Genomic DNA, 22,756 nt, shown 5'->3' with positions numbered 1-22,756 from the left:
CGTGTCCATCTCGTTCGAATGCATGTGCTAATTCTATCGCGAACGATCACGAAACGGAACCGAAAATAGTATCTGATCTGCGGTTATTCAGAATATGTGCCTGTTCGCAACCGCACAACTTATCCACAGCCTTTTGGGCGCTTTGTCCTATCGCCCTGCCATGTCGCGGCATTCGCTACACCCCTCGCGCCCTGCAAAACTCCCCGCCGCAACCACCGGCGAGAGCTCGAATGTGCTCCACGAGCTCGGGTGAGGATACGGCTCGACAAACCCCGCCAAGTGGCCGTCCGGTTTCCGCACCAGGCTGCGAATATCGGCCCCGTCCGGCCACCGCGCGAACGAGATGGCCCGGCGGTCAAGGCTTCTCGATACTTCGTCGCCCCGTGCGCACATCAGCGCGCTCGAGCAGGGCGAGCGGCGGCGCGGGTCGGCGCGCGAGGAGCGCCGAGGCTAGAGCGGGGCGTCGAGCACGCGATTCGCCGGTGGCGGCGACACGCACGCACCGACGGCAAGGGCCCCGAAGGCCAGAACGCCCGCGACGGTGCGCACCGCGTGAGCGAGCTGCCAGCGGTCGCGCACGTGTGCCCAATCCCCGGGCGGCGCTTGCACATTCCAGTCGAGTTGGTCCGCGTTGATCGGGAGATTCACCGCGATCGTGAGGCCGAAGACCAGAACCATCAGCGCGAACGCCGCCGCACTCCACCACCGCTCCCCCGTCCGGAAGGTCAGGCACAGCAGTGCGATGGTCGCGATCAGCGCGGGGACCAGCGTCACCACGGCGAGGGTGTCGAGTGAATCGAGCTCCACGAGTCTGACCTGCGTGTAGACCGAGCCGTCGTACTCGCGCAGCGACATCTCCAGAACCAGTACCGCGACAAGGAATCCCGCGAACAACCCGGCGAAAACGATGCCGGCGATGCGCACATATCTCGTCATGACCAGTCCACCACGTGGTCGCCGGCCCACTCGGCGAAGGTCAGTGCGGGGCGGCCCAGGATCGCTTCGACCTCGGTGCTCACCGTCGCCGGTCGAGTCGACTCGCGCTCGAAGCGGGCCACCAGGGCGTGCGCGAAGTTCTCGTCGAGCCCGTTGCGAATCATGGCCTCGGTCGCGAGCTCGGCCGGGACCTCTTGATACCGCAGCGGGCGGCCGATGACCGCGCCGAGAATCGGAACCATCTCATCGAATCGGAGTGCCTCGGGCCCGGTCACCTCGATCCTGCGACCCAGCAGCGCATCGTCACCCAGCAGTGCCCGTGCGATCACCTCGGCGACGTCGCGCTCGTGAATCACCGCCTCCGCGAAGCCGGGGAACGGACCGCGGACGGTATCGCCGAACCCCAGCTGCCCGCGCCACATTCCGAGTGTGTTCATCGCGAACGAGCTGGGCCGCACCGCAATCCACGGCAGCGGCCCCTCGGTGACGGCACGCTCGACCTCCCTGTTGCGGTCACCGTTGAATCGGGACGGCTGATGCGCGGGGTCCTCCTCGACATTGATCGCCGACAGCACGACCACCTTCTCCACATCCCGCTCGGCGGCGAGCGCCACGAGTTTCCCCGTGTGCTCACCGACCGCGCGGGGGTGCACGAACAGCCCGCGCACGCCCTCCAGCGCCGCTTCGATGTCGTCGGGCGCGAAGGCGTGCACACCATCCGGGAGATCGGCGTGTGCCGGATGGCGAGTGAGTGCCCGCACGTGCGCACCGTCGGACCGGAGTGCGTGCAGGAGTGGGCGGCCGATGACTCCGGTGGCCCCGGTTACCAGGTACATGATGAGTCCGTTCGATTGTCGTATAGTACGAGAACCGTAGCATATTACTTTGGGAGTCGTACTATATGAGTTCCGTATCACCTGCGCATCGCAAGGCGACCGTCGAGCTCAAAGGGGCATTGCGGGAGCTGAGCAATCAGCTGTCCCTGCTCAACCGGCAGGTGGGCAGCCGGCTGGAGATGCGCGATGTCGACCTCGACTGCCTCGACGTGATCAACCGGCTGGGCCCCCTCGCCCCCAAAGCCCTTGCGCGCGAAGCCGGTTTGCATCCCGCGACCCTCACCGGAATTCTCGACCGCTTGCAGAAGGGCGGCTGGATCACCCGCGATCCCGACCCCTCCGACCGACGCGCGACCCTCATCCGGGCTCTGCGCGAGCGCAACGCCGAACTACTGGGCCTGTTCGCCGGAATGAACAGCTCCCTCGACGAGATCTGCACCGACTACGACGAGCCCGCACTCGCGCTGATCACCGATTTCCTGCGTCGTGCGGGCGCGGCAGGTCGCGACGCCACCGACGACCTCAACTGACCAGCGCCGCGTGGCGATGACGTTCTCGACCGAGGGCAGCCCGGGGTTTCCTGCCGCCGAAACACCGGAGCACCGAGAACGAGTCGGCCACTGAGTGCTGTCGTATGACGGCACCTCGGTCATGAAGCAAGACCTAGACTCCGGCGGTCCAGCGAACCGGCACCCGTTCAGCGGCCACCGGGGTTCGGCGACCCATGCGCAGCAGTTCGATGCGCCGTCTCTGCTTCAGGGCCGGGAGCCGGGACCGCAACACGGACGCACCGTCCTTTCACCCGTGTGTCGGTCGGTATCGGTAGCGTCTGCGCTGTGGAAACTGGGGAACGCATTCAAGAACTGGCGAGCCGGATGATCGAGCTGCGCGATGCCTACTATCAGGGGTCGCCGCTGGTCGCGGACGCGGAGTTCGACGCGATCGAGGATGAGCTGCGGGGACTGGTCGAGGCGAATCCGGAGTTGACGCCGGATCCCAATCCGCTGGAGCAGGTCGGTGCGCCCGCGGTGCTGCACGCACCGATCCGGCACGCGCGGCCGATGCTGTCGCTGGAGAAGGCGACCAAGCACGAGCAGGTCGTGGCGTTCTTCGATCGCTTCCCCGGTCAGTCCGTGGTGGTCATGCCGAAGCTGGACGGTCTGTCGCTGTCACTGGTCTACGAGGACGGCCGACTGACCCGCGCGGTGACCCGCGGTGACGGCACCACCGGTGACGACGTGACCATGCTGGTCCGCGCGCTGGTCGACGGTGTCCCCGATCGGATCGACGCGCCGGGGCGGGTGGAGGTGCGCGGCGAGGCGGTCATGCTGCGCTCGACGTTCCTCGCCTACAACACCGCCCATCCGGACAAGCCGCTGATCAATCCGCGTAATGCGGCGGCGGGCACGCTGCGGGCGAAGGATCCGGCGACAGTCGCCGAGCGCCGCCTGCAGTTCTTCGGATTCGACCTGGACAGCTCCGAGGACGCGGCCGCGGTCGACCTCGAGGAGGGCTTGCGCGCGCTCGGCATCGCGGGTGCGCAGATGCGGCACTGCGACGACGCCGAGCAGGCCCAGGCGGCGATCAGCGCGATCGAGCAGGGCCGCAACGATCTCGACTACGACCTCGACGGCGCGGTGCTGCGCCTCGCGGACCGGGACGCGTACGCCGCCGCCGGAACCCGATCGAATTCCCCGCGTGGCGCGCTGGCGTTCAAGTTCGCCGCCGAGGAGAAGACCACGCTGCTGCGCGAGGTGATCTGGGATGTCGGCAAGACCGGCAAGATCGTGCCCGTCGCCTGGCTCGAGCCGGTGTTCGTCGGCGGCACCACGGTCACCAAGGCCACGCTCGCCAATCAGGAAGTCATCCGCGCCCGCGACATCAAGGTCGGCGATACGGTGCTGGTGCGCCGCGCGGGCGACGTGATCCCGTTCGTGGCAGGGGTTCTCGACGCGGCCAAGCGCACCGGCGAGGAGATCGAGATCATTCCGCCGACCGCCTGCCCGTCCTGCGGACAGCCGGTGACCGAGCAGGGCAACAGCCGAGAACTGTTCTGCACCAACGTGTCCTGCCCCGCACAAACGGTGCGCCGCCTGATCCACTGGGCCTCGCGCGCCGCCGCCGATATCGATGCCATCGGCGGCGTCTGGATCGAGCGTCTCGCCGAGTCCGGCGACCTCGAAGGCCCGGCGGACTTCTACACCCTGACCAAGGAGCGCCTGCTCGAATTCGACCGCATGGGTGAGGTGTCCGCGCAGCGCATGATCGATTCGATCGACGCCAGCCGCGAGGTCGGACTGCGCCGCGCCCTGATCGGCCTGGCCATTCCGATGGCCTCGGACGGCACCGCCGCTCGTCTGGCCCGCTCGGGCTTCGGCTCCCTGGAAGAGGTCGCCGACGCGGGCGAGGAGAAACTCGTCGAGGTCGAAGACATCGGCCCGAAGGTCGCTGCCTCCCTGATCGCGCACCTGACCCGCCTGCGCCCGGAACTCGCGCGACTCCGCGAAGCCGGTGTCTCCCTCGATGTTCGAGAGGAAGACCTCCCCCCGGTCATCGCCGCCGGCGCGCCCCTCGAGGGCAAAACGGTCGTCATCACCGGCGCGATCAGCGATCCCCGATCCGGCGAGAAGGTAGCCCGCCCCACCTTCCAGCGCCTCTGCGAAAAAGCCGGAGCCACAGCTGCTTCCTCGGTCTCCGCCAGCACCGACATGCTCATCACCGGCGCCGGAGTAGGCGACAGCAAACTCGCCAAGGCCGAAAAACTGGGTGTCCAAGTGGTGGACCAGGGCGAGATCTGGACTCTGCTGATAGACGCCCAGGTCGTCTGACCCGGCGAACCGCGAAGATCCGCGGTGAACTCGGCGGTTCGAAAGCACCTGCTACGCACCCGGATCGGCGAATCCGACAATCGCGGCTATCACCGCCACGCCGATGATCACCACGGTCGTCATCACGATGTCCGGTGCGCCCTCGAATTCCGGGCTCTGTCCTCTTCCGCTGTGTGTGCCCACGGTGTCGGAGTCGGCGTTCTCGTCGTGCAATAGCACCCGATTGCGCCGAAAAGCTATGAGCGCCAACGCTCCCAGTGCGACAGCGGCGCAGAACGGAGCGATCGCGGAACCGCGCCAGCCGTTCATCGCCGAGTGATTGATGAACAGTGCGGCGGTGCCCATGGCCGCGACGGCGGTTCGCCGCCAGGACAGCGCGGTCCGCTCCACGGCCAGGGTCGGGGCTGTCACCGGAACAGCACCGCCCAGGCCACCAGCACCGAGACCGCCGCGATTCCGGCGGACAGGATCGGGACCATCGGGGTGTCCTTCAGTCGTTCCCCGCGCCGCATGGTGATCCCGACCCGCCGCCAGTGCGTGTACGCCCCGATCGAGACGACGATGGCGAGCGCGATACAGCTCAGCGCGAGTGCGCGGCGAATTCCGCTGTGGTGGAACGGCTGTACCAGCGTATGCACCGCGACACCACCGGCGAGCAGGCCGAGCGCGGTGCGGATCCACGCCAGGAAGGTGCGCTCGTTGGCGAGGGTGAACCGGTAGTCGACTTCGACCTCCGCCGCCTGCTTCGCCTGCGCGAGGCTGTCAACGGCAGGGTCCGATCTTTCCGAACTGCTCTCGCCCGCAGGCCGGTTCGGTTCCTCGCTCGAGTCCATGATCACCTCCCTACCTGGTACGGGTTACCGCCGGGAATCGGCGGTCACGGCGTGACGATCGCGAATCCGGGATCCGGCTTGCCGAAAACGCCTTTCAGCTGCGCCAGCAACGCCACGTTTCCATCGACCTTGATCTCGCCCTTGGCGATCGCGTCCTGCATGCTGCCGCCTCCGATCATGTTCTGAATGAACCCGCCCCGGGTCAGCGTGATGGTGGCGTCGGGCGCGGGTAAGCGGTCCTCCGGCCAGCGGTCGTAGTGGATGAGCACACCGTTGCGCAGTTCGGCACGATGCACCTGATCGTTCTTGTCGGTGAACTTCCAGTCCGTGACCATGTGCAGGTCCCACGCCTTGGGCCCGTCCACGAACAGCGAGATGGCGTCGAACGCCTGGTCCACGGTCAGCGCTGCCAGCAGCCCCTTGGAGTTGGCAGCCGTGGGCGTGCCGAAGGAACCGTTGCGCAATTCGTACGCGCCCGAGAGGTAGAAGTTGCGCCAGGTGGCGTTCTCCGATCCGTAGCCGAGTTGCTCGAACACACTGGCTTCCAGGTCTTTGGCCTTCTTGTTGTCCGGTTCGGCGAACACGGCGTAGTTGGTGAGCGTGGCGGCCCAGCGGTAATCGGCTGCGTCGTAGGCTTTCTGGGCCTTCTTCAGCACTTCGCTCACCCCGCCCATGGCGTCCACGTGGCGTGTGGCCGAATCGACCGGCGGGTGCTCCCACAGATGCGCGGGATTGCCGTCGAACCACCCCATGTACCGCTGATAGATGGCTTTCACGTTGTGGCTGACCGAACCGTAGTACCCGTGTGTGTTCCAGGACTTTTCGAGGTTCGGCGGCATCCTGAAGTCTTCGGCGATCTCGCTGCCCACGTAGCCGAGATTGAGCCCGCGCAATGTCTGATCGTTGAGGTACCCGTACAGATCCCGTTGCAGGGAAAGGAATTCCACGATCTTGTCGGTGCCCCAGATCGGCCAGTGATGCGAGGAGAACACCACATCCGCCTGGCGCGCATACAGATTGATCGACTCGGTGAGGTACTTGGACCACACATGCGGATCCCGCACCAGCGCACCGCGCAGGGTCAGCAGATTGTGCAGGGTGTGCGTGGCGTTCTCGGCCATGCACAGGATGCGGCGGTCCGGGAAGTAGAAGTTCATCTCCGACGGAGCCTCGGTGCCCGGCGTCATCTGAAACACCATGCGGACGCCGTCGATCACTTCTTCCTGGCCGGTGGCGGTGATGGTCAGGGTGGGATCCAGCAGCGAGACGGTGCCGACCGAGGTGGTCTGGCCGAGTCCCGCACCGATCTGTCCCTTCGGACCGCGTGGCAGCGCCGCGCCGTACATATAGGCGGCCCGGCGGGACATCGCGGTACCGGCGTAGATGTTCTCCGAGACCGCGTGCTCGAGGAATCCGGAGGGAGCCACCACCGGACAGCGTCCCGAACTCGCGTCCTCAGGCGTGATCACGCCGAGCGAGCCGCCGAAGTGATCGACGTGCGCGTGCGAGTAGATGAGCCCGGTGACCGGCCGATTTCCCCGGTGCGCGCGGTACAGCGCCAGCCCTGCCGCCGCGGTCTCGTTGGAGATGAGCGGATCGATCACGATGACGCCGGTCTCGCCCTCGACCAGGGTCATGTTCGACAGATCCAACCCGCGTATCTGGTAGTACCCGGGCGCGACCTCGTACAGCCCCTGTTTGACGGTCAGCTGCGACTGCCGCCACAGACTGGGATTGGCCGAGGACGGACAGGTCCCCTGCAGGAAGCCGTAGGAGTCGGTGTCCCACACCACCTTGCCCTCGGCGTCCTTCACGACGCCCGGCTGCAGAGCGGCGATGAAACCGCGATCGGCGTCGGCGAAGTCGGCGGTGTCGGAAAACGGAAGGGTGTCGGCCAGTCTCCGATTGGCCTGCGCGACGGCATCGGTGGGATCGGTCTGCGTGCCGGACGGATTCACCTCGTCCGATGGCCCGCACCCACTGATCGCCGACCCGACGCCGACCGCCGCGAGGGCCGCCGCGCCGACGCCGAACATTCCGCGTCGCGACACCCGCGACCCGCCGGTGCCCGGATTCTCCGGTTCACCGGCGGTGGTTTCTACCCCGACCACGTCGATCTCCTGTTCTCGATCGAATCGAGCACCGAACCCAGCCAAGCAAGTGTTAGCCGGAAGTTCGCCAATTTCCCGATAACGATTGGTTCACATCCACGCATTGACAGATTGTCAGCTTCTACCCGCCAGGAGTCGACGGCCATCGCATCGCCCGGCGGTTGCTACCTGAGAACAGTAGTGCAAATTGCAGTCTTACTGCAATAGCGGTCGGGTGCGGCGCACCACACACCGCGCGCGATGGACGACTCGGTGCGGGCTGTGATCGGATGCAGGAATGAGCGAGGGGACGAGTGAGGCCACCGGCGAAGTGCGGCGGCGCAGACGCAATCCTGAGCAGACGCGCCGGGCGATCGTGGAGGCGCTGCTGGCGGCGCTGAAGGAAGGCACCTTCGTTCCCACCTCGAAGGACATCGCCACCCGCGCCGGCGTCTCCGAGCGCAGCGTCTTCGTGCACTTCCCCGAGCGCAACAGCCTGCGCACGGCGGCCGTCGAGGCGCAGTCGGACTACGTCGAAACGCTGCTCGTGCGCCCCGATCCCGCCCTGCCGCTGTACGAGCGCATCGACGCCGTCGTGCGGCAGAGCGAGGCGATCTTCACCGCCCAGCGCAATCCGCGCCTGCTCGGACTGCTGGAATCGCAGTCGATTCCGGAGGTCGACGACCGAATGCGGCTGACCGACAGCCGAATCCGTGACGAGTTGGGCCGAACCTTCGCCCCGGAACTCACCCGGAACGGATCCCAGGACGCCGAACTGCTCGACCTGGCCGAGGCCACGATCGGCTGGGCCTACCGGCATCAACTGACGGACCGACGCGGCCTCTCTCAGGAGGCCGCGTCCCAGGCCATCACCCGGGCGTTGCGAACCCTGTTGTCCGACAGCGCGTCCGAGGGTTCGCCGGTGGCGCGCTAGATCTCGACCATCTGATAGTCGGCGACGAAGCGCGCCAGGTAGCGCAGGTGATCGCTGGAGTCACCGAGGGTGTGTTCGATGGCCGTCAGTCGCGCGGTGTAGTGCCCCACCGGATACTCGGCGGTCATGCCGATCCCGCCGTGCATCTGGATGGATTCCTGGCCGATATGCCTGGCGGAGCGGCCGATTCGCAGTTTGGCACGCGAGGCCACCACCGGATCGATGATGCCGTCGGCCAGTGACATGGAGGCGTACAGGCTCATGCTGCGCGCCAGTTCCAGCGAGACGTACATATCGGCGGCCCGCTGGGTCAAGGTCTGGAACGTGCGCAACTGGACGCCGAACTGCTTGCGGGTCTTCAGATACTCCGAGGTCAGCCGCAACGACTCCTCCATCGCGCCCACCGCTTCGGCACACAGTGCGGCTTGCGCGCCGACCTGTGCGGCCTCGATCTCCGAGGCGGCGTCGCCGGCGTCACCGAGCCGTTCCGCACTCGCACCGTCGAATTCGATATCGGCGCCACGCAGGCCGTCATGGGTGGTGAAGCCGGTACGGCGCACGCCGGGGTCGGCGGGATCGACCAGGAACAGGCCGATGCCCTCGGGCGACGCCGCGCTCACGATCAGCCGATCGGCGCAATCACCGTGCGGGACGGGATGTTTGCGGCCGGTGAGCCGCCAACCGTCGGCTCCCTGCTCGGCCTGGGTGAGCCGCACGGCGGCGGGCCACCGGTATCCGGGTTCGGCGTGGGCGAAGGCGAGTCGCAGCTCCCCCTCCGCGATCCGGGGCAGCAGATCCTTGCGCTGGGCGTCGGTGCCGGCCCGGGCGACGAGGCCGCCCGGCACCAGCGCGCAGTCCAGCAGCGGTTCCGGGGCGAGGCGACGGCCGATCTCGGTCAGCACCAGCATCGCTTCGATGGGACCGGCGCCCATGCCGCCGTCCTCCTCGGCGAAAGTCAGTCCGAGCAGGCCGATTTCGGCGAAAGTGGCCCAGATCTTCGGGTCCCAGCCGAGTTCGGTGCCGGTGACCTCGGTGCGACGCTCAGGGGTGTAACCCCGGGCGAGCACATCGCGCACGGTGTCGCGGAGCATTTCCTGTTCGACGGTCAGAGCGAAATCCATGGTGCTTCCTCACAATCCGAGGATCGTCGAAGCGATGATGCCGCGCTGCACCTCGTTGGATCCTCCGTAGATCGATGTCTTGCGATAGTTCAGGTATGTCGAGGTGCTGCGCCGCGCCCAGTCCGGGGTCTCACCCTCGCGGGGCAGTGCCTCGGGCCCGGCGATGTCCACCATCAGTTCGGTGACCGCCTGCTGCAGCTCGGTGCCGCGCAGTTTGAGAATCGAGGACACCGGGTTGGGCTTGCCGTCCGAGGATCCGGCCGCCACCCGCAACTGCACCAATTCCAGTGCCAGCAACTCGTTCTCGAGTTCGGCCAGCCGGGTGGCGAACACCGGATCCTCCAGCAGCGTGCCCTCCCCCAGCCCGGTGTGGCGGGCATACTCCTTGGCCAGCCACAGCCGGACCTTGTTCTGCCCCACCGCCGCGATGCCGGTGCGCTCGTTGCCGAGCAGGAACTTGGCATAGGTCCAGCCCTGGTTCTCCTGCCCGACAAGCTGATTCACGGGCACCCGCACGTCCTGCAGGAACACCTCGTTGACCTCGTACCCGCCGTCGATGAGCTCGATCGGACGCACGGTGACGCCCGGGGTGTCCAGCGGGAACAACAGCATGGAAATGCCCGCCTGCTTCTTGGGCGCCGCGGGATCGGTGCGCACCAGGCAGAAGATCCAGTCGGCGTTCTGGGCGGCGGTGGTCCAGGTCTTCTGCCCGTTCACCACATAGCTGTCGCCGTCCCTGACCGCGGTGGTGCGCAACGACGCCAGATCAGAACCGGCCTCGGGCTCGGAAAAGCCCTGACACCACCAGATCTGGAGATCGGCGGTGGCGGGCAGGAACCGCTCCTTGAGCTCCTGCGAACCGAACTGCGCGATGACCGGGCCGATCATGTTCACGTTGAAGGTGAGCGGTTCCGGCACGGAGGCGAGCTGCAGCTCGTCGTGCCAGATGTGGCGCTGGATCGGCGTCCAGTCCCGCCCGCCCCACTCCACCGGCCAGTTCGGGGTCGCCAGTCCGTGCGCGTTGAGGATGCGCTGGGTGGTGACGATGTCGTCCTTGCTCAGCTCCTGTCCATGCCTGGCCCGATTGCGGATATCGGCCGGGATCTCGGTGCGGAAGAAGGCGCGCAGCTCGTCACGGAAGGCGAGCTCGTCGTCGGTGAGCGCCAATTGCATGCGTGTGACCTCCAGTTTCGGTGCCGCCTCGCAGCGGAGCCGGTATTCGGTGGATATGGTACACAGAGTATTCAATGTCTCAAATAGCCTCGTGGTTCGCGTAGCCTGGAACCTCGGACATCGCGCGAAGGAGCCCCATTGCCGGATCAGGACAGCACCCTCGGCGTCGGCGAACTCATCGCGAAGCGCCACCGCGAGGCCAGCACGCCCGGACAGCGCACCGACGGCCATCGACTCGCCCTGGTCATCGAGGGCGGTTCCTCGCGCGGTGCGTTCTCGCACGGAATGACCACGGCCATCGAGGAATTGGGCCTGTTGCCGACATTCGACACCGTCTACGGCGCGTCCGCCGGAGCGCTGAACGCCGCCTGGCTGCTGTGTGGGCGCGCGGTGGACGCCGAACGGGCCTGGAATCCCGAGGTGATCAACCGGGTCATCAGTCCTCGCCGGGCGCTGCGCGGCGCGAAGGTCGTCGATACCGACTACCTGGTGCACACCGTCTACGAACGGATCGTGCCGATGGATTTCCCCGCGATCCTCGCCAATCCGGTCACCTTCCACCCCATCGCCACCGATGCCGACACCGGTGCGGCGGTGGATCTGCACGCCGGGCTGACCGATCCGCTCTCGGTGCAGACCGCCCTGCGCGCCTCCACCTGCCTGCCGATCCTGGCCGGTCGGCCGGTGCGGATCGGCGCGCACCGCTACGTCGATGCCGGACTCTCCGAGTCGGTGCCCATCCGAACGGCTCTCGTGCAGGGCGCGACCCGGGTACTGGTGTTGCGCACTCGCCGTGAGGACGAAAACCACCGTCCGCCTTCATCTCTGGAGAGTCGCGTGGTGGCGCGCTTCCTGTCCCGGCACGCACCGGGGACCGTGCAGCCGTGGCTCGTGCGCACCCTGCAGAATCAGCGCGACGAACAGGACTTCGCCACCGATCCGGCCGTCCTGCAGATCCGCCCGCCGCACGACGCGCCTCGCATCGGCCGCCTCGACCGCGACCCCGTCCGCCTGCGCGAGGCGCTCACCCTCGGCCGCGCCGTGACCGCCCGAACGCTGGCCGCCTACCTGGCCCCTATGCTTTCGGCGTGACGCGCGCCGACGGAAGCAGAGCACCGGGCCGACCGGCCTCGGCCAGCCGGGACGATGTGCTGCGCGCGGCGATCGCGGTGTTCATGGCCGGTCAGCGCCTGGACGTGAACGCCATCGCGCTGCAATTGGGTGTCAGCCGGGCCAGCATCTACCGCTGGTTCGGCTCCCGGGAGGGTCTGCTGGGAGCGGCGATCTCACGCCAGCTCGAACGCGTGGCGGCCTACGCCGATCGGCAGACCCACGCCACCGGTGGCGAACGACTGAATCTGATCCTCGATCACACAATCCACGCGCTGGTCGAAAACGACGCGCTGCGAACCTATTTCGACAACGAGTCCAACTCGGCGCTGCGGATGATCACCCGCAGTGACGGACCGGTGCACCAGGCGGCGGTCCGGCTGCTCGAATCTCTCATCGAGCGCGCCGAATCCGAGGGGTACCGACCGCCGATCGAGCGCGCCACCCTGGCTTACGCACTGGTCAGGCTGTGGGATGCCTTCCTCTACAACGATGCCGTCGCCGGGTTCCGGGGTGATGTCGAGCGCCTGCGGCAGGTGCAGGACGCGCTGTTGCGCACCTGATTCGGCGCATCGGTTTCGGTAGTCCGGAAACGATACGGCCCGCCGGTTCCGAAACCGGAACGGGCGGGCCGAGATTCGCTGGAGCGAGCGTGTGAACGCTCAGGCAAGACCCCAGGCGTGCAGCAGGTAGGTGACGTTGGCCGCGAGAGCGGTGACCGAGTTCGCCAGATCGAGAGCGGCGGAACCGAGGTTGATGATCGGCATGTGTTCTACTTTCGAGTCGGAACCGTTTCGCCGATCAACGGTAGTTACATGGGCTAACGGTCCGCACCATGAATCGACTCACTGCCCCCATCGCCTGTAGCCCCCGTCACACGACGGCTCCCCCACCTGGTGAACCCGTCGAGCCACCCGGCGAGAGTGGTTCAACTCTCAGCGCACAGGCTGCGACACGCGGCGCTCGCGCGGGGACGAAAGCAGGAAGAACGAGACGACGAGCGCCCCGCCGACCAGATACAGCCCCCACGACCCCTCGATCAGGGTGCGGTAATCCTCGCGCAGCTGCTGCTCGGCAACCTGGTACAGCCGCCAGCCCAGCACGCCGAATCCGGCCAGCCCGGCGAGGTTGCCGACCCAGCCGATCAGTCGGAAACCGCTCAGGGCCGCGATGAGGATCAACAGCGCGGCGCCGAGCAGCCCGGCCATCAGGGAGCCGAAGAAGCCGCCGGACTGCGAGCCGATCTGGTCCAGCGAACTCCCGGTGGGGAACCCGTTCCGCAGGTCGGCGAACTGAACGTTCCGTGCGTCGATGGGGCCCAGCAGCGGAAAGAAGACCCCAACGGCCATGACGATCGCGCAGACGAAAAGCAGCAGGTGAACCGATGTGCGCATACTCAACGGTAGGGCGCGGGACGGTTCGGTGTACGAACCCACGCCTCAATCGCGTTGAACATGTGATCAACGCGATGCGCTCTCAGCGAATACCCGGCGTCCCCGGATCCGCGCCCACGCAGCCGAGAATGAAGCATCCCGCGGGCCAGTCGGCGAAGGGCCGGGTGAGCGGTGCGCCGAGGCAGCTCAGGAACCCGCAGCCGGGATACGCCATCGGGCCCAGGCCGAGTGCGGCATACGTGGCATCGGGGTTCATGATCATCGGATCGGCCAGGCTGATATCGGGATGCTGCTGATAGGGGCCCGGATCGGCCAGCGTCGGCGACCGGAACGCACCGGTCAGGGCGCGCAGCACATCGTGCGGGAAGCTGACCGCGCCGCCGGGCACCGTGATTCCCGTCCAGCTGACCAGCAGGCCGAGGCTGGGCACGATGAAATTGTCCTGTCGCATCATTCCCGACATCTGGTAGGCGTCCTTGGGCAGACCGGGGAACGCCGCGTCGCAGCCGGGGCCGTTGACCGTGAACAGGAACCCGTAACAGGGGTTGGCCTCGGTCGGCGTGCGCGCCTGGTCGAGGTAGGCGGTCGAAATCAGCTGGTTCCCATGCCAATTGCCATTGTCGGTCAGCAGCAGACCGAGCTTCGCGAAATCGTTCGGCGGCAGGACAAGGTGCGCGTAGCCGTAGGTGTTGTCACTGCGGTCTCGTGCCCAGTGATAGTCACCCTGCCGGATGCCCAAGGGGTCGAACAGCTTTCGCTGCGCATAGGCTTGGAAGTCCTCGCCGACGGCTCGCTGCACCACGTACGCGAGCAGGTCGATGGCACGCTGGCTGTACTGCCATTCGGCGCCCTGAGGGTTCACGATCGGCATACCCAGCGCCTGGGCGACCACATTCGGGTCCAGCTGCACCAGACCGGTCACACCCTCCGACGCGACGGCCACCTCCATACCCGAGGTCTCGGTGAGCAGACTGCGGATCGTGATCGCCCGGTGGGACGAATCCCCCAGTCCCGCAGGCAGATAGCTGTCGATCGGGTCATCGACCCGCAGTTTCCCCTCCGACACGGCGACACCGGTGACCATGGACACCACGCTCTTGGTGCTGCTCCACAGATTCCACGCGACGCCGCCCGCCTGCTGATTGTTCGGACCGCCCGCGATCAGACAGTTGTTGCGGAACACCTGGAAGGTGAAACGGGTCGGATCCGATGCGAGCGTGACCGCCTCTCGCAGTGCCGCCGAATCCACTCCCACCTCCTCGGGGGTCGCGGTCTCGGGTTGCCGCCCGTCGCTCACCGCGCAATGCTTCAGTCCGTCTCCGGTGGCGGGCGCGGCTGACGCCATCGGGCTAACTGCCAGCATCACGCCCGCGGTCAGCACCGCCACCACGGCACCGGTCCGGAAACGGCCGGTCCTGAAACGCGCCACACTGCCCTCCACTCTCGAAACCACGTCCGTGAAATCGGAAAGTGCTTGGCGGCGTTATCGTCTCGCGACCCCCGAGTTATCGGGGCTGCGCTTTTCGGGGCTCAGGTTTTCGGGGCTGAGGTTTTCGGGGCACCGTCGGGCGGAGTGCGGCGGCGCGGGCTCTCGGATCAGCGGGCGTCGACGGTGGCGAAGGCCGCCCAGGCGATCGGGGAATCCTCGATGCGGCCGCTTTCGCGCCAGTGCGCCAGTCGCGTTCGCTGCCAGTTGTTCAGGGCCAGTACCGGGTCCGGTTGCTCGTGCGCGGAGTCGATGGCGCACACCGCATCCTGCAGCGGCCGAGTGTGCGCCGGTGCGCCGCCCAGGCGCTGGAAGGCGAGATCGGTGGGCAGGGGCCAGCGCCCGGCGGTGACCAGCTCCGCGCCGCCGGTGATCATCGCGGCGACCAGACCCAGCGCCTCGCCGAAGCGCAGATCACCGCCGCTCTCGCAGGCCACGAGTGCCACCCGGCTCGGGAAGGGCCACAGTTGGGGACCGCTGCGCGGGTCGTCCGCGAGGGTGTGGGTGCCCAGCAGCAGATCCCGAGCCGATAGTGGGCGGTGGTCGCGTTGGGCGGCGGCGAATCCGGTCGTATCGGCGGTGCACGCCAAATGCATGGTGGCCGTCTCGCTTCGACCCGAGGCCGGCGCCGCGGCGGTCACGTGCCCGACGTACAGCAGTCGAGATGCGCCCTCGTGCAACATCTTTCCCAGCCAGTTCCGATCCACATCCGTGCGCCGGAAGGCGGCGAGCGCATCGTCCACGGCCGGGATCAGCCGATCCTGCCGCGCGTACCCGGCCACCAGCCGGGCCAGCGGCGCGGCCGAATCCATTCGCCCGAGTACCGATCCCAGCGCGGAATCGGCCCTGAAGCCCGGAATTCGCGGATCGAGAATCGCCACCACCGGCAGCTCCCGCGTCTGCTCCCACGACCAAGCCACCCGAGCCGGTGCGTGCACGATCCCCGGCGGGGCGAGAACACTCACGTCGGCGATCTCCACCAGCCGCACACCGGGATCCGGTGCGATCAGCTCCCACGGAATCTGTGCCACCCGCGGCGACGGTTGAATCCGAATCAGCGGTCTGACCCCCGCCACATACAGCTCGTACAGCCGCACCGCCAGCTGGTACGGCAGGAAGGTCCCGGAAAGCAGCTGCGCCAGCTCGTTCTCGGCCGCGTAGCTCGCCAATTCCCCAGTGGTCAACGCCGATTCGAGCCCGTTCACCATCCCCGGCGCGGGCAACGCCTCCGAGAACCGCCGCACCGCCTCCCGCACCTGCTCCTCGGGAACCACCCCGACCCCGCCCTCGGCACTCCCGTCCTCCCACCGCCATGTCACATACAGATCCCCCGCATCCGCCATCCGCACCACCGCGGTCGGCCGCTCGCCTGTCATCGGCATTCCGCCCGAAGGTCGTGCCGCATCCGATGCGTCATGATCGGATCACCCGGTCGTCGCGGAGGCGGCGGCCGTAGCGTTGTTCGGCGGCGGCGATCCAGGCGGCCAGGGCGATGTGGCCGTCGGGGGCTACCGCGATGTGCGGGGGTGGGGCTACCGGCAGGCCCGCGCCCGCGGCTACGGCGGCCAGGGCCGTGCCCAGTTGGAGGGCGTCGTTGACCGGATCGATGCTGGCGACCGGGGGCTCGAGCGGGTCCGGCAGATCGACGGGAGGTGTGGTGCCGGAGATTCTATTCAGGTCGAGAGTTGTTCCGGCGCAGCATGTTTCGATGAGATCCGCGACGAGCCGGGCGTCACCCGCGAGGTACGCGTAGCGGAAGGCGAAGCGGAGCGCGGGATCGGCGATGCGCCGGTTCCAGGTTTCGCGCTGGGCGCCGTCGGGCAGTTCGCTGCGGACGGCGTCCAGGGCCAGGGCGGCGGGGACCGCCAGATCCACTGCGCGCGGGAGAAGGCCCGGAACCGTCTGGACGAGTGGTTCCAGCAGGCCCGCGTGCCAATAGTCGAGTTGGGCGCACAGCAGGCCCAGGCCCCGCTCGGCGTAAATGGTGCGGGCGGCGGCCAGTTCGGCTTCGCCGTCCTCGTACTGTCCGGCGGTGTAGGCGACGGTGGCAAGGCGGGTGCGCACGTCGGCGGCGTCGATGATCGCTCCGGATGCCTCGAATCGGGACAGCGCCTGGCGGTAGCGAATGGTCGCGGTATCGAGGTCGGCGCGCTGTTCGGCGATGAAACCCATGATCTTCCAGCCGATTCCGGCGCGGTGACCGACACCGGCGGCATCGAAGTGCTCCTGCGCCTCGAGCAGCAGCGGCTCCGCGTCCTGGAAACGGCCGGAGCGCGTGAGCATCACGGCGAGATTCTGGCGGGTCTCGGCGATGCCGTCGCGATCCCCGGCGGCGGCGAACGCGTCCAGCGCCTGGAGCGCGAAGTCCTCGGCGAGCTCCCAGCGACCTGTCTCGAAGTGCGCCGCCGCCAGGTTCATCAGCGGATGTCCGACCTTGTCCGGATCGAATCGTCCTGCGGCATCCAGGGATTCGTTCGCCAGCTCGATCGCGTGCGACCACTGTTGCCGATACAGCGCCACCGCGGTCAAGGACACCAGGCACGCGAACCGCAGATCCCCCGGGGCATCCTGAGCCGCGAGCAGTTCCCGCGCTTGTTCCAACACCGCCTGTCCCGCGTCCAGATCCCCGAGATACTGCAGCGCCTGCGACAGATTGATCAGCGCCGCCGGGCGCATGCGCGGAGCGACCACCGGCATCTGCGCCAACGCCGCGCGAAAGCGCACCACGGCCCCCGCGTGGTCCCCCAATTGGTTTGTCACACAGGCGGCGTCCACCATCGCGCACACCCGATAGTCACCGCTCTCGGTGATCACGGCGTCATCGAATATCCGCAATGCCTCCCGCAACTCCCCCCGGGCCATGGCCTCCGCCCCCGCCCGCAACACCGGCGACTCCGGAGCGCCGCCCTCGGCACCGGTTCTCGAGGCAACCTCGCGCCCCGCGTCGCCGATGCCACCGCGCTCGACCGCGCCGTTCGTCACAGGCCGGGCAACGCTGCCGGGGGCGCCGGGTTCGCCGGGCCACTGGGCCGCACCGGCGCTGCTACCGCTGCCGGGGCCAGGGTTGGCCGAGCCGCCTCGGCCCACATCGTCCACCTCCATCTCAGAAGTCCGAATCCTCTGCGGCGGCGGCGATCTCGGCGAGGAGCGGGGCGCTCGGGGAGCGGTCGTCGGCGGGTTCAGCGGCGTATCGGAGTCGGGCGGAGGCGAACTCGCGGATTTCGCGGCGCAGCTCCGGGGCGGCCGGGTCGGTGTCCTCCGCGACTCCGAAGCCCGGAAGATAGAGGTCCACGCGGCCCGCCCGGCCCACGGTCGGCAGGAATGCTTCGCCGACCCAGGCACCACCGACCGACCGCAGCTCGGCATCCACAACCCCTCCGGCCGTGTGGATTCGGGCCCACGGCCGCAGGTACGCGGGCAAGTCGGCGGGCCCGCCGGGTGCGGCGACAGCACTGACGGCGACCGTGGTCACACCCGCGTCCCGAACCACCTGCCAGGACACGGCCCGCTCGGACGCATCGACCAGCCCGGGCGGGCAGCGCCGCCAATCCCAGCCCCCCGCACCGCGCGCGAGCACCATCCCGCCACGGTCGCCCTCACCCGCCGCCAGCGCGTAATCCGAAGCCCTGGGGAAGGTTTCGACACTCGCGGGCGCCTCCGCCACGACGGCGTCCGCACCGTCGACCAGCGACTCGCACTCCTCGGTCAACGCGGCGATCTCCCGATCCAGCAGCACCGAATCCAGCGGAGCGATCGAGTCCAGCGTGGAAGCGGGCCACCATCGAGAAGCCCAGTGCGCGTACGCCAGTCGCCACGCACTCGCCGCCAGCGCGGGCGACCCGGGCTCCGCCCACAGCTCGCCCGCGCTCACACCGCCCGCACCGTCGACAGGTCCCGAACCGATCACACCGTCAGCGACCTCGCCCGCACCGTCACCAGCGCCGACGGCACGCGCAACCTCGGCATCGGCCTCACCCGCGGCGCCTGCCGAACTGCCGGCGGGCATTTCGTCCACGACACCATCGGCACCGGCCGGACTTTCCGAAGGCGTCCGGTGGGCATCCAGAGCGAGGGCGACGCGCTCCCCGTACAGAGCCCACACCCACTCCTGCGCCAACTCCGGGTCGTCGATCACTGCGGCCGGAATCAACTGTCCGGCAAGCACGTTCCAGGTCAGATACCCACCGGCGACCTCGAGCACCATGACGTCGGGATCCGCCACCGCGTCCAGCACCACTGGCGCGTCTCGCCGTCCCGCTGGTCCCGGCCGTCCCTGCTCACTCCGCGTGCTCTGCGTGCCCGGCGTGCCCTCAGCGTCCAGCCCACCGGGCGCACCGGGCACCTCCTGAGAGCCCCGTGGCACGATCCCCCGCAGCCCATCACCGAAGTCCCGGATCTCCATCACCGAGTTGCTCATCCCGCCCTCGATTCCATCGGATCGAGTTCAGCCGCAACGGCAGTCGCGGCCAGTGCCCGCTTGACCCGCATCCGGTGATCCAGAATCACCGATCGCGCCACCCCGTCCAGCAGATCCCACAGTTCCTCGGACCCGTACACCGGCACCTCCCGCACGTCGCGCCCGTGCAACCGCACCCACAACCGCCGCGCATACGGCCGCCACGGCACCCGCAGCTCCGCCGCGATCCCCGCCAACGGCCCCGAAGCCTCCGGCGCATCCTCTCGCACCACCATCCGACGCGCCTGCAGCACATACGCTTCCCGCTGCCACCGCCCGTTGATCACCCGGGCCGCGGCCGTGCCGCAACCGCCCGCGCCGTCGCTCCCCGGGCCTGCGGGCGCTGCCGCCACCTCGGCCGCGTGGATACTCCCCGCGTGGGTGCCGAATCCGTGCACCACGGTCGCGCGCGGCGCTGCGGCGGGGCCGATGGGGCGAAGTTGCAGGGCCAGGACCGCGCCCGCGGCGGCGGCTACGCGGAGTGATTCGTCCAGCAGGGCCCAGGGGGCGCAGGAGCGGGCGATTTCGGCGGCGACCAGTTCGGAGATGGGTGGGAGTTCGGCGCGTTCTCCCGTGGCTTGCAGCACGGTGAAGACGCGCTCGTGGATGGTGCGGTCGAAGGGGAGGCCGAGGCTGGATTTCGAGGCCGATTCGCCTACCCGGGGCGGGTCGGGGAGGTGGTGGGCGGTGAGGCCGAGGCGGTGTGCGGTGGGGGCGAGTTCCGATGCGCCCTCACCGTTCCGCTGCCGCCACAGCGCGATTCCGGTGTGCGTGCCGACGTGTGCCGCCACCAGGTCGTCGAGCTCCACATCGGGATCGGATTCACCGAGACGGTTTGCGGCGCAGGCGTTCAGGAGGTCGGTGAGCGCGACGGTGTGGTCGGGGGTCGGGGTCAGCGGCCGGCGCCGCCACGCGGTGTGGATGAGTTCGGTGAGTTCCTGTGCCCGGATCGGATCGGCGAGATATCCCTTGAGCGCCTGGGTCGTCCGCCCGGCGGTCAGATTGTGGATCTCCAGCAGCGCGGCCTCGGCGGCGGTGCGGTCCCGCACCGGGTCCGGCGTCCCCTGCATCGTGGCGAGTTCGAAGCACCGCTGGAAGTAGATGTCCTGGGCATTGCCCTCGGTGATGCGCAGCGACCGCCTGGTCTGCTTCAGCAGCGTGAACCAGGCGGCGGTGGCCCTCAGGACATCCGCGGCGGCGTGGATGCGCGTGGCGAGCAATACCGCCCCATCCGCGCCGAGGATGGATCCGGCGCACTCGGGATGCTGCATGGGCCGGATCACCAGCGGATCCAGCACGAGTTTCACCGTGCGCCGCAGCGGCCCGCCGTGCGGCCCGCTCAGGGCCTCGACACCGTCGAGACGACGCCAGACCTCGTCCAGCACCATCGCTCTCGGTCTACGCATTCGCCCAGGTTAGCGGAGTTTCCGCGTCCCAGCGGCACCGAAAGTTGGTATCGGTAGGACGACCGGTTCTTTCTACGGTTCTCTCATCGGCTCCACCGGAGAGCCGGAGATCGAGAACGAGGAAACATCATGACCACCAAGCAGATTCGCTTCACCTCCGCCGCTTTCGCCGCGACCGCCGCCATGGCGCTGCTGGTCACCGGTTGCAGCAGCAGCGACGACTCCAGCTCGTCGTCCACCTCGGCCGCCCCCGCCTCCACCGGCAGCGCCTCCACAGGCAGCGCGGCCCCCGGCACCACCGCCTCGTCCGGCAAGTCCAGCGCCACGGTCGACGGCAAGGCCCTGGACGCCAAGTTCGACACCACCTGCGCCAAGCAGGGCGACACCCTCGCCCTCGCCCTGACCGACACCGGCAACGCCACCTACGGCCAGCTCAGCGTGAGCGCCACCATCACCGGTTCCGACACCGTGCAGGCGGTCGGCATCGCCGGTAGCAAGGGCGGCTCCAACGGGATGCCCTACGCGGTCGGCTACGGCAACGGCGCGGCCGGCGGTTCGGCCAAGGTCACCAAGAGCGGCAACACCTACACCGTCACCGGCGAGGGCGTCGGCGCTCCCGACCTCACCAATCCGACTGCCGGGGTCAAGAACTCGACGTTCGACATCACCTTCGCCTGCAGCACCATCGTCGGCGGCTGATCCTCCTTCCCGCTCATGCCGCGACGGCATGAGCGGGAACGGAGCACAGCACCGGATCGACCCACTCCCCTCCCACAGCCCCACCTCCGACCGAGAGATCACCATGAAGAACCAGATCCGGATCGCCGCCCTCGTCTTCCTCGGCCTGTCCGTGGCCTACTACCTCTGGCACGGCCTGACCTCCGACGACGTGTTCGGCTGGGTCGGCTGGCAGATGGCCCTGCCGATCATCGCCTGCACCGTCGTCCCCCTTGCCTTCGCCTTCACCGCCGACGGCATCCTGCCCGCCCTCACCGGCCACAACAGTTCCGAATTCCGTGACGCTCCGATGGGCCTGGGCACCGTGGTCGCCGTCGGTCAGACCGGCTTGACGCTCAACGACCAGCCGCAACTGCGCATCGAGTTCAGCGTCGAGGGCGTGGACGGCAAGACCTTCCGGTCCCTGGCCACGATGATCGTGCCGCTGACCGAGATGGCCCTGCTGCGCCCCGGTGTGGTGCTGCCGGTCCGCTATCTGCCCGGCCGCACCGACCGCGTGCAGGTAGACCTGTCCGGCGATTCGTCCGCGGCCCAGGACGCCATGAACGCGGCCATGATCCGCAAGGGCATCACCACCCCCGCCAAGCTGGACATCGCTCGACGCGGCACGTCCGCTCAGGCGGTGGTGCGCTCGCTGTCGGTGCCCGGCGAGATCCGCGACGGCCACCCGCGCCTCGATCTGGAACTGGTGGTGACGCGACCCGACGGGACCGCGTTCGTGGCCCGCACGGAGAAGTTCCTGCCTCCCGCGAGTGTCGGCCTGGTGCAAATCGGACGTGTCGTCGCGGTTAATTATTTGCCGGAGAACGAACAGGAACTGGTCATCTCCCTTCCGGTCAACGTCTCCGCCGCGTGAGCCGGAGAAATCGAATCGCCGCAGGTCCCGAGGGGTCTGCGGCGCTCGCACGCGTGCCGTCCCGGCGATCTCGAGCCCGGATCTCCCCGCCCGCGAAACCCGCGTCACGACTCGCCGTGAGGGTCAGGTGGCTCACAATTTGCCGTGTCCCTAGTGGCAAATCCGTCAGTCCATGGCATTGTTAGGTCTTGAGATCGGGCTTGTCGGACGTGACGAGCTTCGGCTCACCTACAGAAAAGAAGAAGTAAAGCAATGGCTCAAGGCAGTGTGAAGTGGTTCAACAGCGAAAAAGGCTTCGGCTTCATCGCGCAAGACGGTGGCGGCCCTGACGTCTTCGTCCATTACTCCGCCGTGTCCGGCTCGGGATTCAAGTCCCTTGAAGAAGGACAGCGCGTGGAGTTCGAGATCGGCCAGGGACAGAAGGGGCCGCAGGCCCAGGATGTCCGCGCTATCTGATTTCCGATAGCTCGTTGAGAGCCTCGCTCCCTCTGGGAGCGGGGCTCTTCTCGTTTCCGGACCAGTTCAGGCAGGGTCCGGCCTTTCCCGTGAGTACATGATT

The 22,756-nt window shown here is 67.9% G+C and carries 21 protein-coding genes; 8 read left to right on the top strand and 13 right to left on the bottom strand.

Features of this window, described 5'->3' with window-relative positions; all coding sequences use genetic code 11:
- Window positions 1–450: 450 nt before the first annotated feature.
- The gene (locus tag NJ1_RS33760; protein WP_067703000.1) at window positions 451–936 is read right to left on the bottom strand and encodes an anthrone oxygenase family protein; all 486 of its coding nucleotides are present in this window, start codon (window positions 934–936) and stop codon (window positions 451–453) included.
- On the bottom strand, window positions 933–1,772 hold the full coding sequence (locus tag NJ1_RS33755; protein ID WP_067702998.1) for an SDR family oxidoreductase: 840 nt from the start codon (window positions 1,770–1,772) through the stop codon (window positions 933–935). The genes NJ1_RS33760 and NJ1_RS33755 overlap by 4 nt, the downstream gene beginning before the upstream one ends.
- Window positions 1,773–1,837: 65 nt before the next feature.
- Between NJ1_RS33755 and NJ1_RS33750 the strand changes: the two genes are divergently transcribed.
- The gene (locus tag NJ1_RS33750; RefSeq protein ID WP_067702995.1) at window positions 1,838–2,302 is read left to right on the top strand and encodes a MarR family winged helix-turn-helix transcriptional regulator; all 465 of its coding nucleotides are present in this window, start codon (window positions 1,838–1,840) and stop codon (window positions 2,300–2,302) included.
- 306 nt (window positions 2,303–2,608) lie between these two features.
- Entirely contained in the window at window positions 2,609–4,600 is a 1,992-nt protein-coding gene (gene ligA / locus NJ1_RS33745; protein ID WP_084479123.1) for an NAD-dependent DNA ligase LigA, read from the top strand.
- A 51-nt stretch (window positions 4,601–4,651) separates the two neighbouring features.
- Here ligA and NJ1_RS39895 read toward each other — a convergent pair whose 3' ends face one another.
- From NJ1_RS39895 to NJ1_RS33730, 3 genes are read right to left on the bottom strand one after another with little or no spacing between them, the layout of a single operon-like run.
- Window positions 4,652–5,011, bottom strand: a complete 360-nt coding sequence (locus tag NJ1_RS39895) for a DUF202 domain-containing protein (RefSeq protein ID WP_067702987.1) — start codon at window positions 5,009–5,011, stop codon at window positions 4,652–4,654.
- On the bottom strand, window positions 5,008–5,433 hold the full coding sequence (locus NJ1_RS33735) for a YidH family protein (RefSeq protein ID WP_084479130.1): 426 nt from the start codon (window positions 5,431–5,433) through the stop codon (window positions 5,008–5,010). The genes NJ1_RS39895 and NJ1_RS33735 overlap by 4 nt, the downstream gene beginning before the upstream one ends.
- Before the next feature lie 44 nt (window positions 5,434–5,477).
- The gene (locus NJ1_RS33730) at window positions 5,478–7,469 is read right to left on the bottom strand and encodes an alkyl/aryl-sulfatase (protein WP_084479129.1); all 1,992 of its coding nucleotides are present in this window, start codon (window positions 7,467–7,469) and stop codon (window positions 5,478–5,480) included.
- 352 nt (window positions 7,470–7,821) lie between these two features.
- On the opposite strand from NJ1_RS33730, the gene NJ1_RS33725 reads away from it, so the two are divergent.
- Window positions 7,822–8,457 carry a TetR/AcrR family transcriptional regulator gene (locus NJ1_RS33725; protein ID WP_067702986.1) on the top strand — a complete coding sequence of 212 codons (636 nt, stop codon included), beginning with the start codon at window positions 7,822–7,824 and terminating at the stop codon, window positions 8,455–8,457.
- Here the strand turns inward: NJ1_RS33725 and NJ1_RS33720 are convergent.
- Together NJ1_RS33720 and NJ1_RS33715 are read right to left on the bottom strand one after the other, a co-directional pair.
- Entirely contained in the window at window positions 8,454–9,578 is a 1,125-nt protein-coding gene (locus NJ1_RS33720; protein ID WP_067702984.1) for an acyl-CoA dehydrogenase family protein, read from the bottom strand. The two genes, NJ1_RS33725 and NJ1_RS33720, sit on opposite strands and share 4 nt — an antisense overlap.
- A gap of 9 nt (window positions 9,579–9,587) precedes the next feature.
- Window positions 9,588–10,751 (bottom strand): acyl-CoA dehydrogenase family protein, encoded by a 1,164-nt coding sequence (locus NJ1_RS33715; RefSeq protein WP_067702983.1) that lies wholly within the window; start codon window positions 10,749–10,751, stop codon window positions 9,588–9,590.
- Window positions 10,752–10,889: 138 nt separating this feature from the next.
- On the opposite strand from NJ1_RS33715, the gene NJ1_RS33710 reads away from it, so the two are divergent.
- The gene (locus tag NJ1_RS33710) at window positions 10,890–11,843 is read left to right on the top strand and encodes a patatin-like phospholipase family protein (RefSeq protein WP_067702980.1); all 954 of its coding nucleotides are present in this window, start codon (window positions 10,890–10,892) and stop codon (window positions 11,841–11,843) included.
- On the top strand, window positions 11,840–12,424 hold the full coding sequence (locus NJ1_RS33705; protein ID WP_067702977.1) for a TetR/AcrR family transcriptional regulator: 585 nt from the start codon (window positions 11,840–11,842) through the stop codon (window positions 12,422–12,424). Before NJ1_RS33710 ends, NJ1_RS33705 begins: the two co-directional genes overlap by 4 nt.
- Before the next feature lie 372 nt (window positions 12,425–12,796).
- Here NJ1_RS33705 and NJ1_RS33700 read toward each other — a convergent pair whose 3' ends face one another.
- From NJ1_RS33700 to NJ1_RS33675, 6 genes are all read right to left on the bottom strand, one after another.
- Window positions 12,797–13,255, bottom strand: a complete 459-nt coding sequence (locus NJ1_RS33700; protein WP_067702974.1) for a hypothetical protein — start codon at window positions 13,253–13,255, stop codon at window positions 12,797–12,799.
- Between the two features lie 82 nt (window positions 13,256–13,337).
- Window positions 13,338–14,684: a serine hydrolase domain-containing protein gene (locus NJ1_RS33695; protein WP_245717695.1), complete on the bottom strand. Its 1,347-nt coding sequence runs from the start codon at window positions 14,682–14,684 to the stop codon at window positions 13,338–13,340.
- Window positions 14,685–14,851: 167 nt separating this feature from the next.
- Window positions 14,852–16,117, bottom strand: coding sequence for a hypothetical protein (locus NJ1_RS33690; RefSeq protein WP_157574474.1), 1,266 nt, complete (start codon window positions 16,115–16,117; stop codon window positions 14,852–14,854).
- A gap of 37 nt (window positions 16,118–16,154) precedes the next feature.
- Window positions 16,155–17,603, bottom strand: a complete 1,449-nt coding sequence (locus NJ1_RS33685; RefSeq protein WP_067703026.1) for a tetratricopeptide repeat protein — start codon at window positions 17,601–17,603, stop codon at window positions 16,155–16,157.
- Window positions 17,604–17,844: 241 nt separating this feature from the next.
- Window positions 17,845–19,158, bottom strand: a complete 1,314-nt coding sequence (locus tag NJ1_RS33680) for a hypothetical protein (protein WP_067702970.1) — start codon at window positions 19,156–19,158, stop codon at window positions 17,845–17,847.
- The gene (locus NJ1_RS33675; protein WP_067702968.1) at window positions 19,155–20,585 is read right to left on the bottom strand and encodes a hypothetical protein; all 1,431 of its coding nucleotides are present in this window, start codon (window positions 20,583–20,585) and stop codon (window positions 19,155–19,157) included. Before NJ1_RS33675 ends, NJ1_RS33680 begins: the two co-directional genes overlap by 4 nt.
- Before the next feature lie 147 nt (window positions 20,586–20,732).
- Between NJ1_RS33675 and NJ1_RS33670 the strand changes: the two genes are divergently transcribed.
- From NJ1_RS33670 to NJ1_RS33660, 3 genes are all read left to right on the top strand, one after another.
- Window positions 20,733–21,302, top strand: coding sequence for a lipoprotein LpqH (locus NJ1_RS33670; RefSeq protein ID WP_067702966.1), 570 nt, complete (start codon window positions 20,733–20,735; stop codon window positions 21,300–21,302).
- Window positions 21,303–21,405: 103 nt separating this feature from the next.
- Window positions 21,406–22,197: a hypothetical protein gene (locus NJ1_RS33665; RefSeq protein ID WP_067702964.1), complete on the top strand. Its 792-nt coding sequence runs from the start codon at window positions 21,406–21,408 to the stop codon at window positions 22,195–22,197.
- Between the two features lie 252 nt (window positions 22,198–22,449).
- The gene (locus NJ1_RS33660) at window positions 22,450–22,653 is read left to right on the top strand and encodes a cold-shock protein (RefSeq protein ID WP_067702963.1); all 204 of its coding nucleotides are present in this window, start codon (window positions 22,450–22,452) and stop codon (window positions 22,651–22,653) included.
- Window positions 22,654–22,756 lie beyond the last annotated feature (103 nt).

This window comes from Nocardia jejuensis NBRC 103114, assembly GCF_001613145.1.
In the GTDB taxonomy this organism is placed as follows: domain Bacteria; phylum Actinomycetota; class Actinomycetes; order Mycobacteriales; family Mycobacteriaceae; genus Nocardia; species Nocardia jejuensis.
This window is presented reverse-complemented; position numbering and strand designations above follow the sequence as displayed.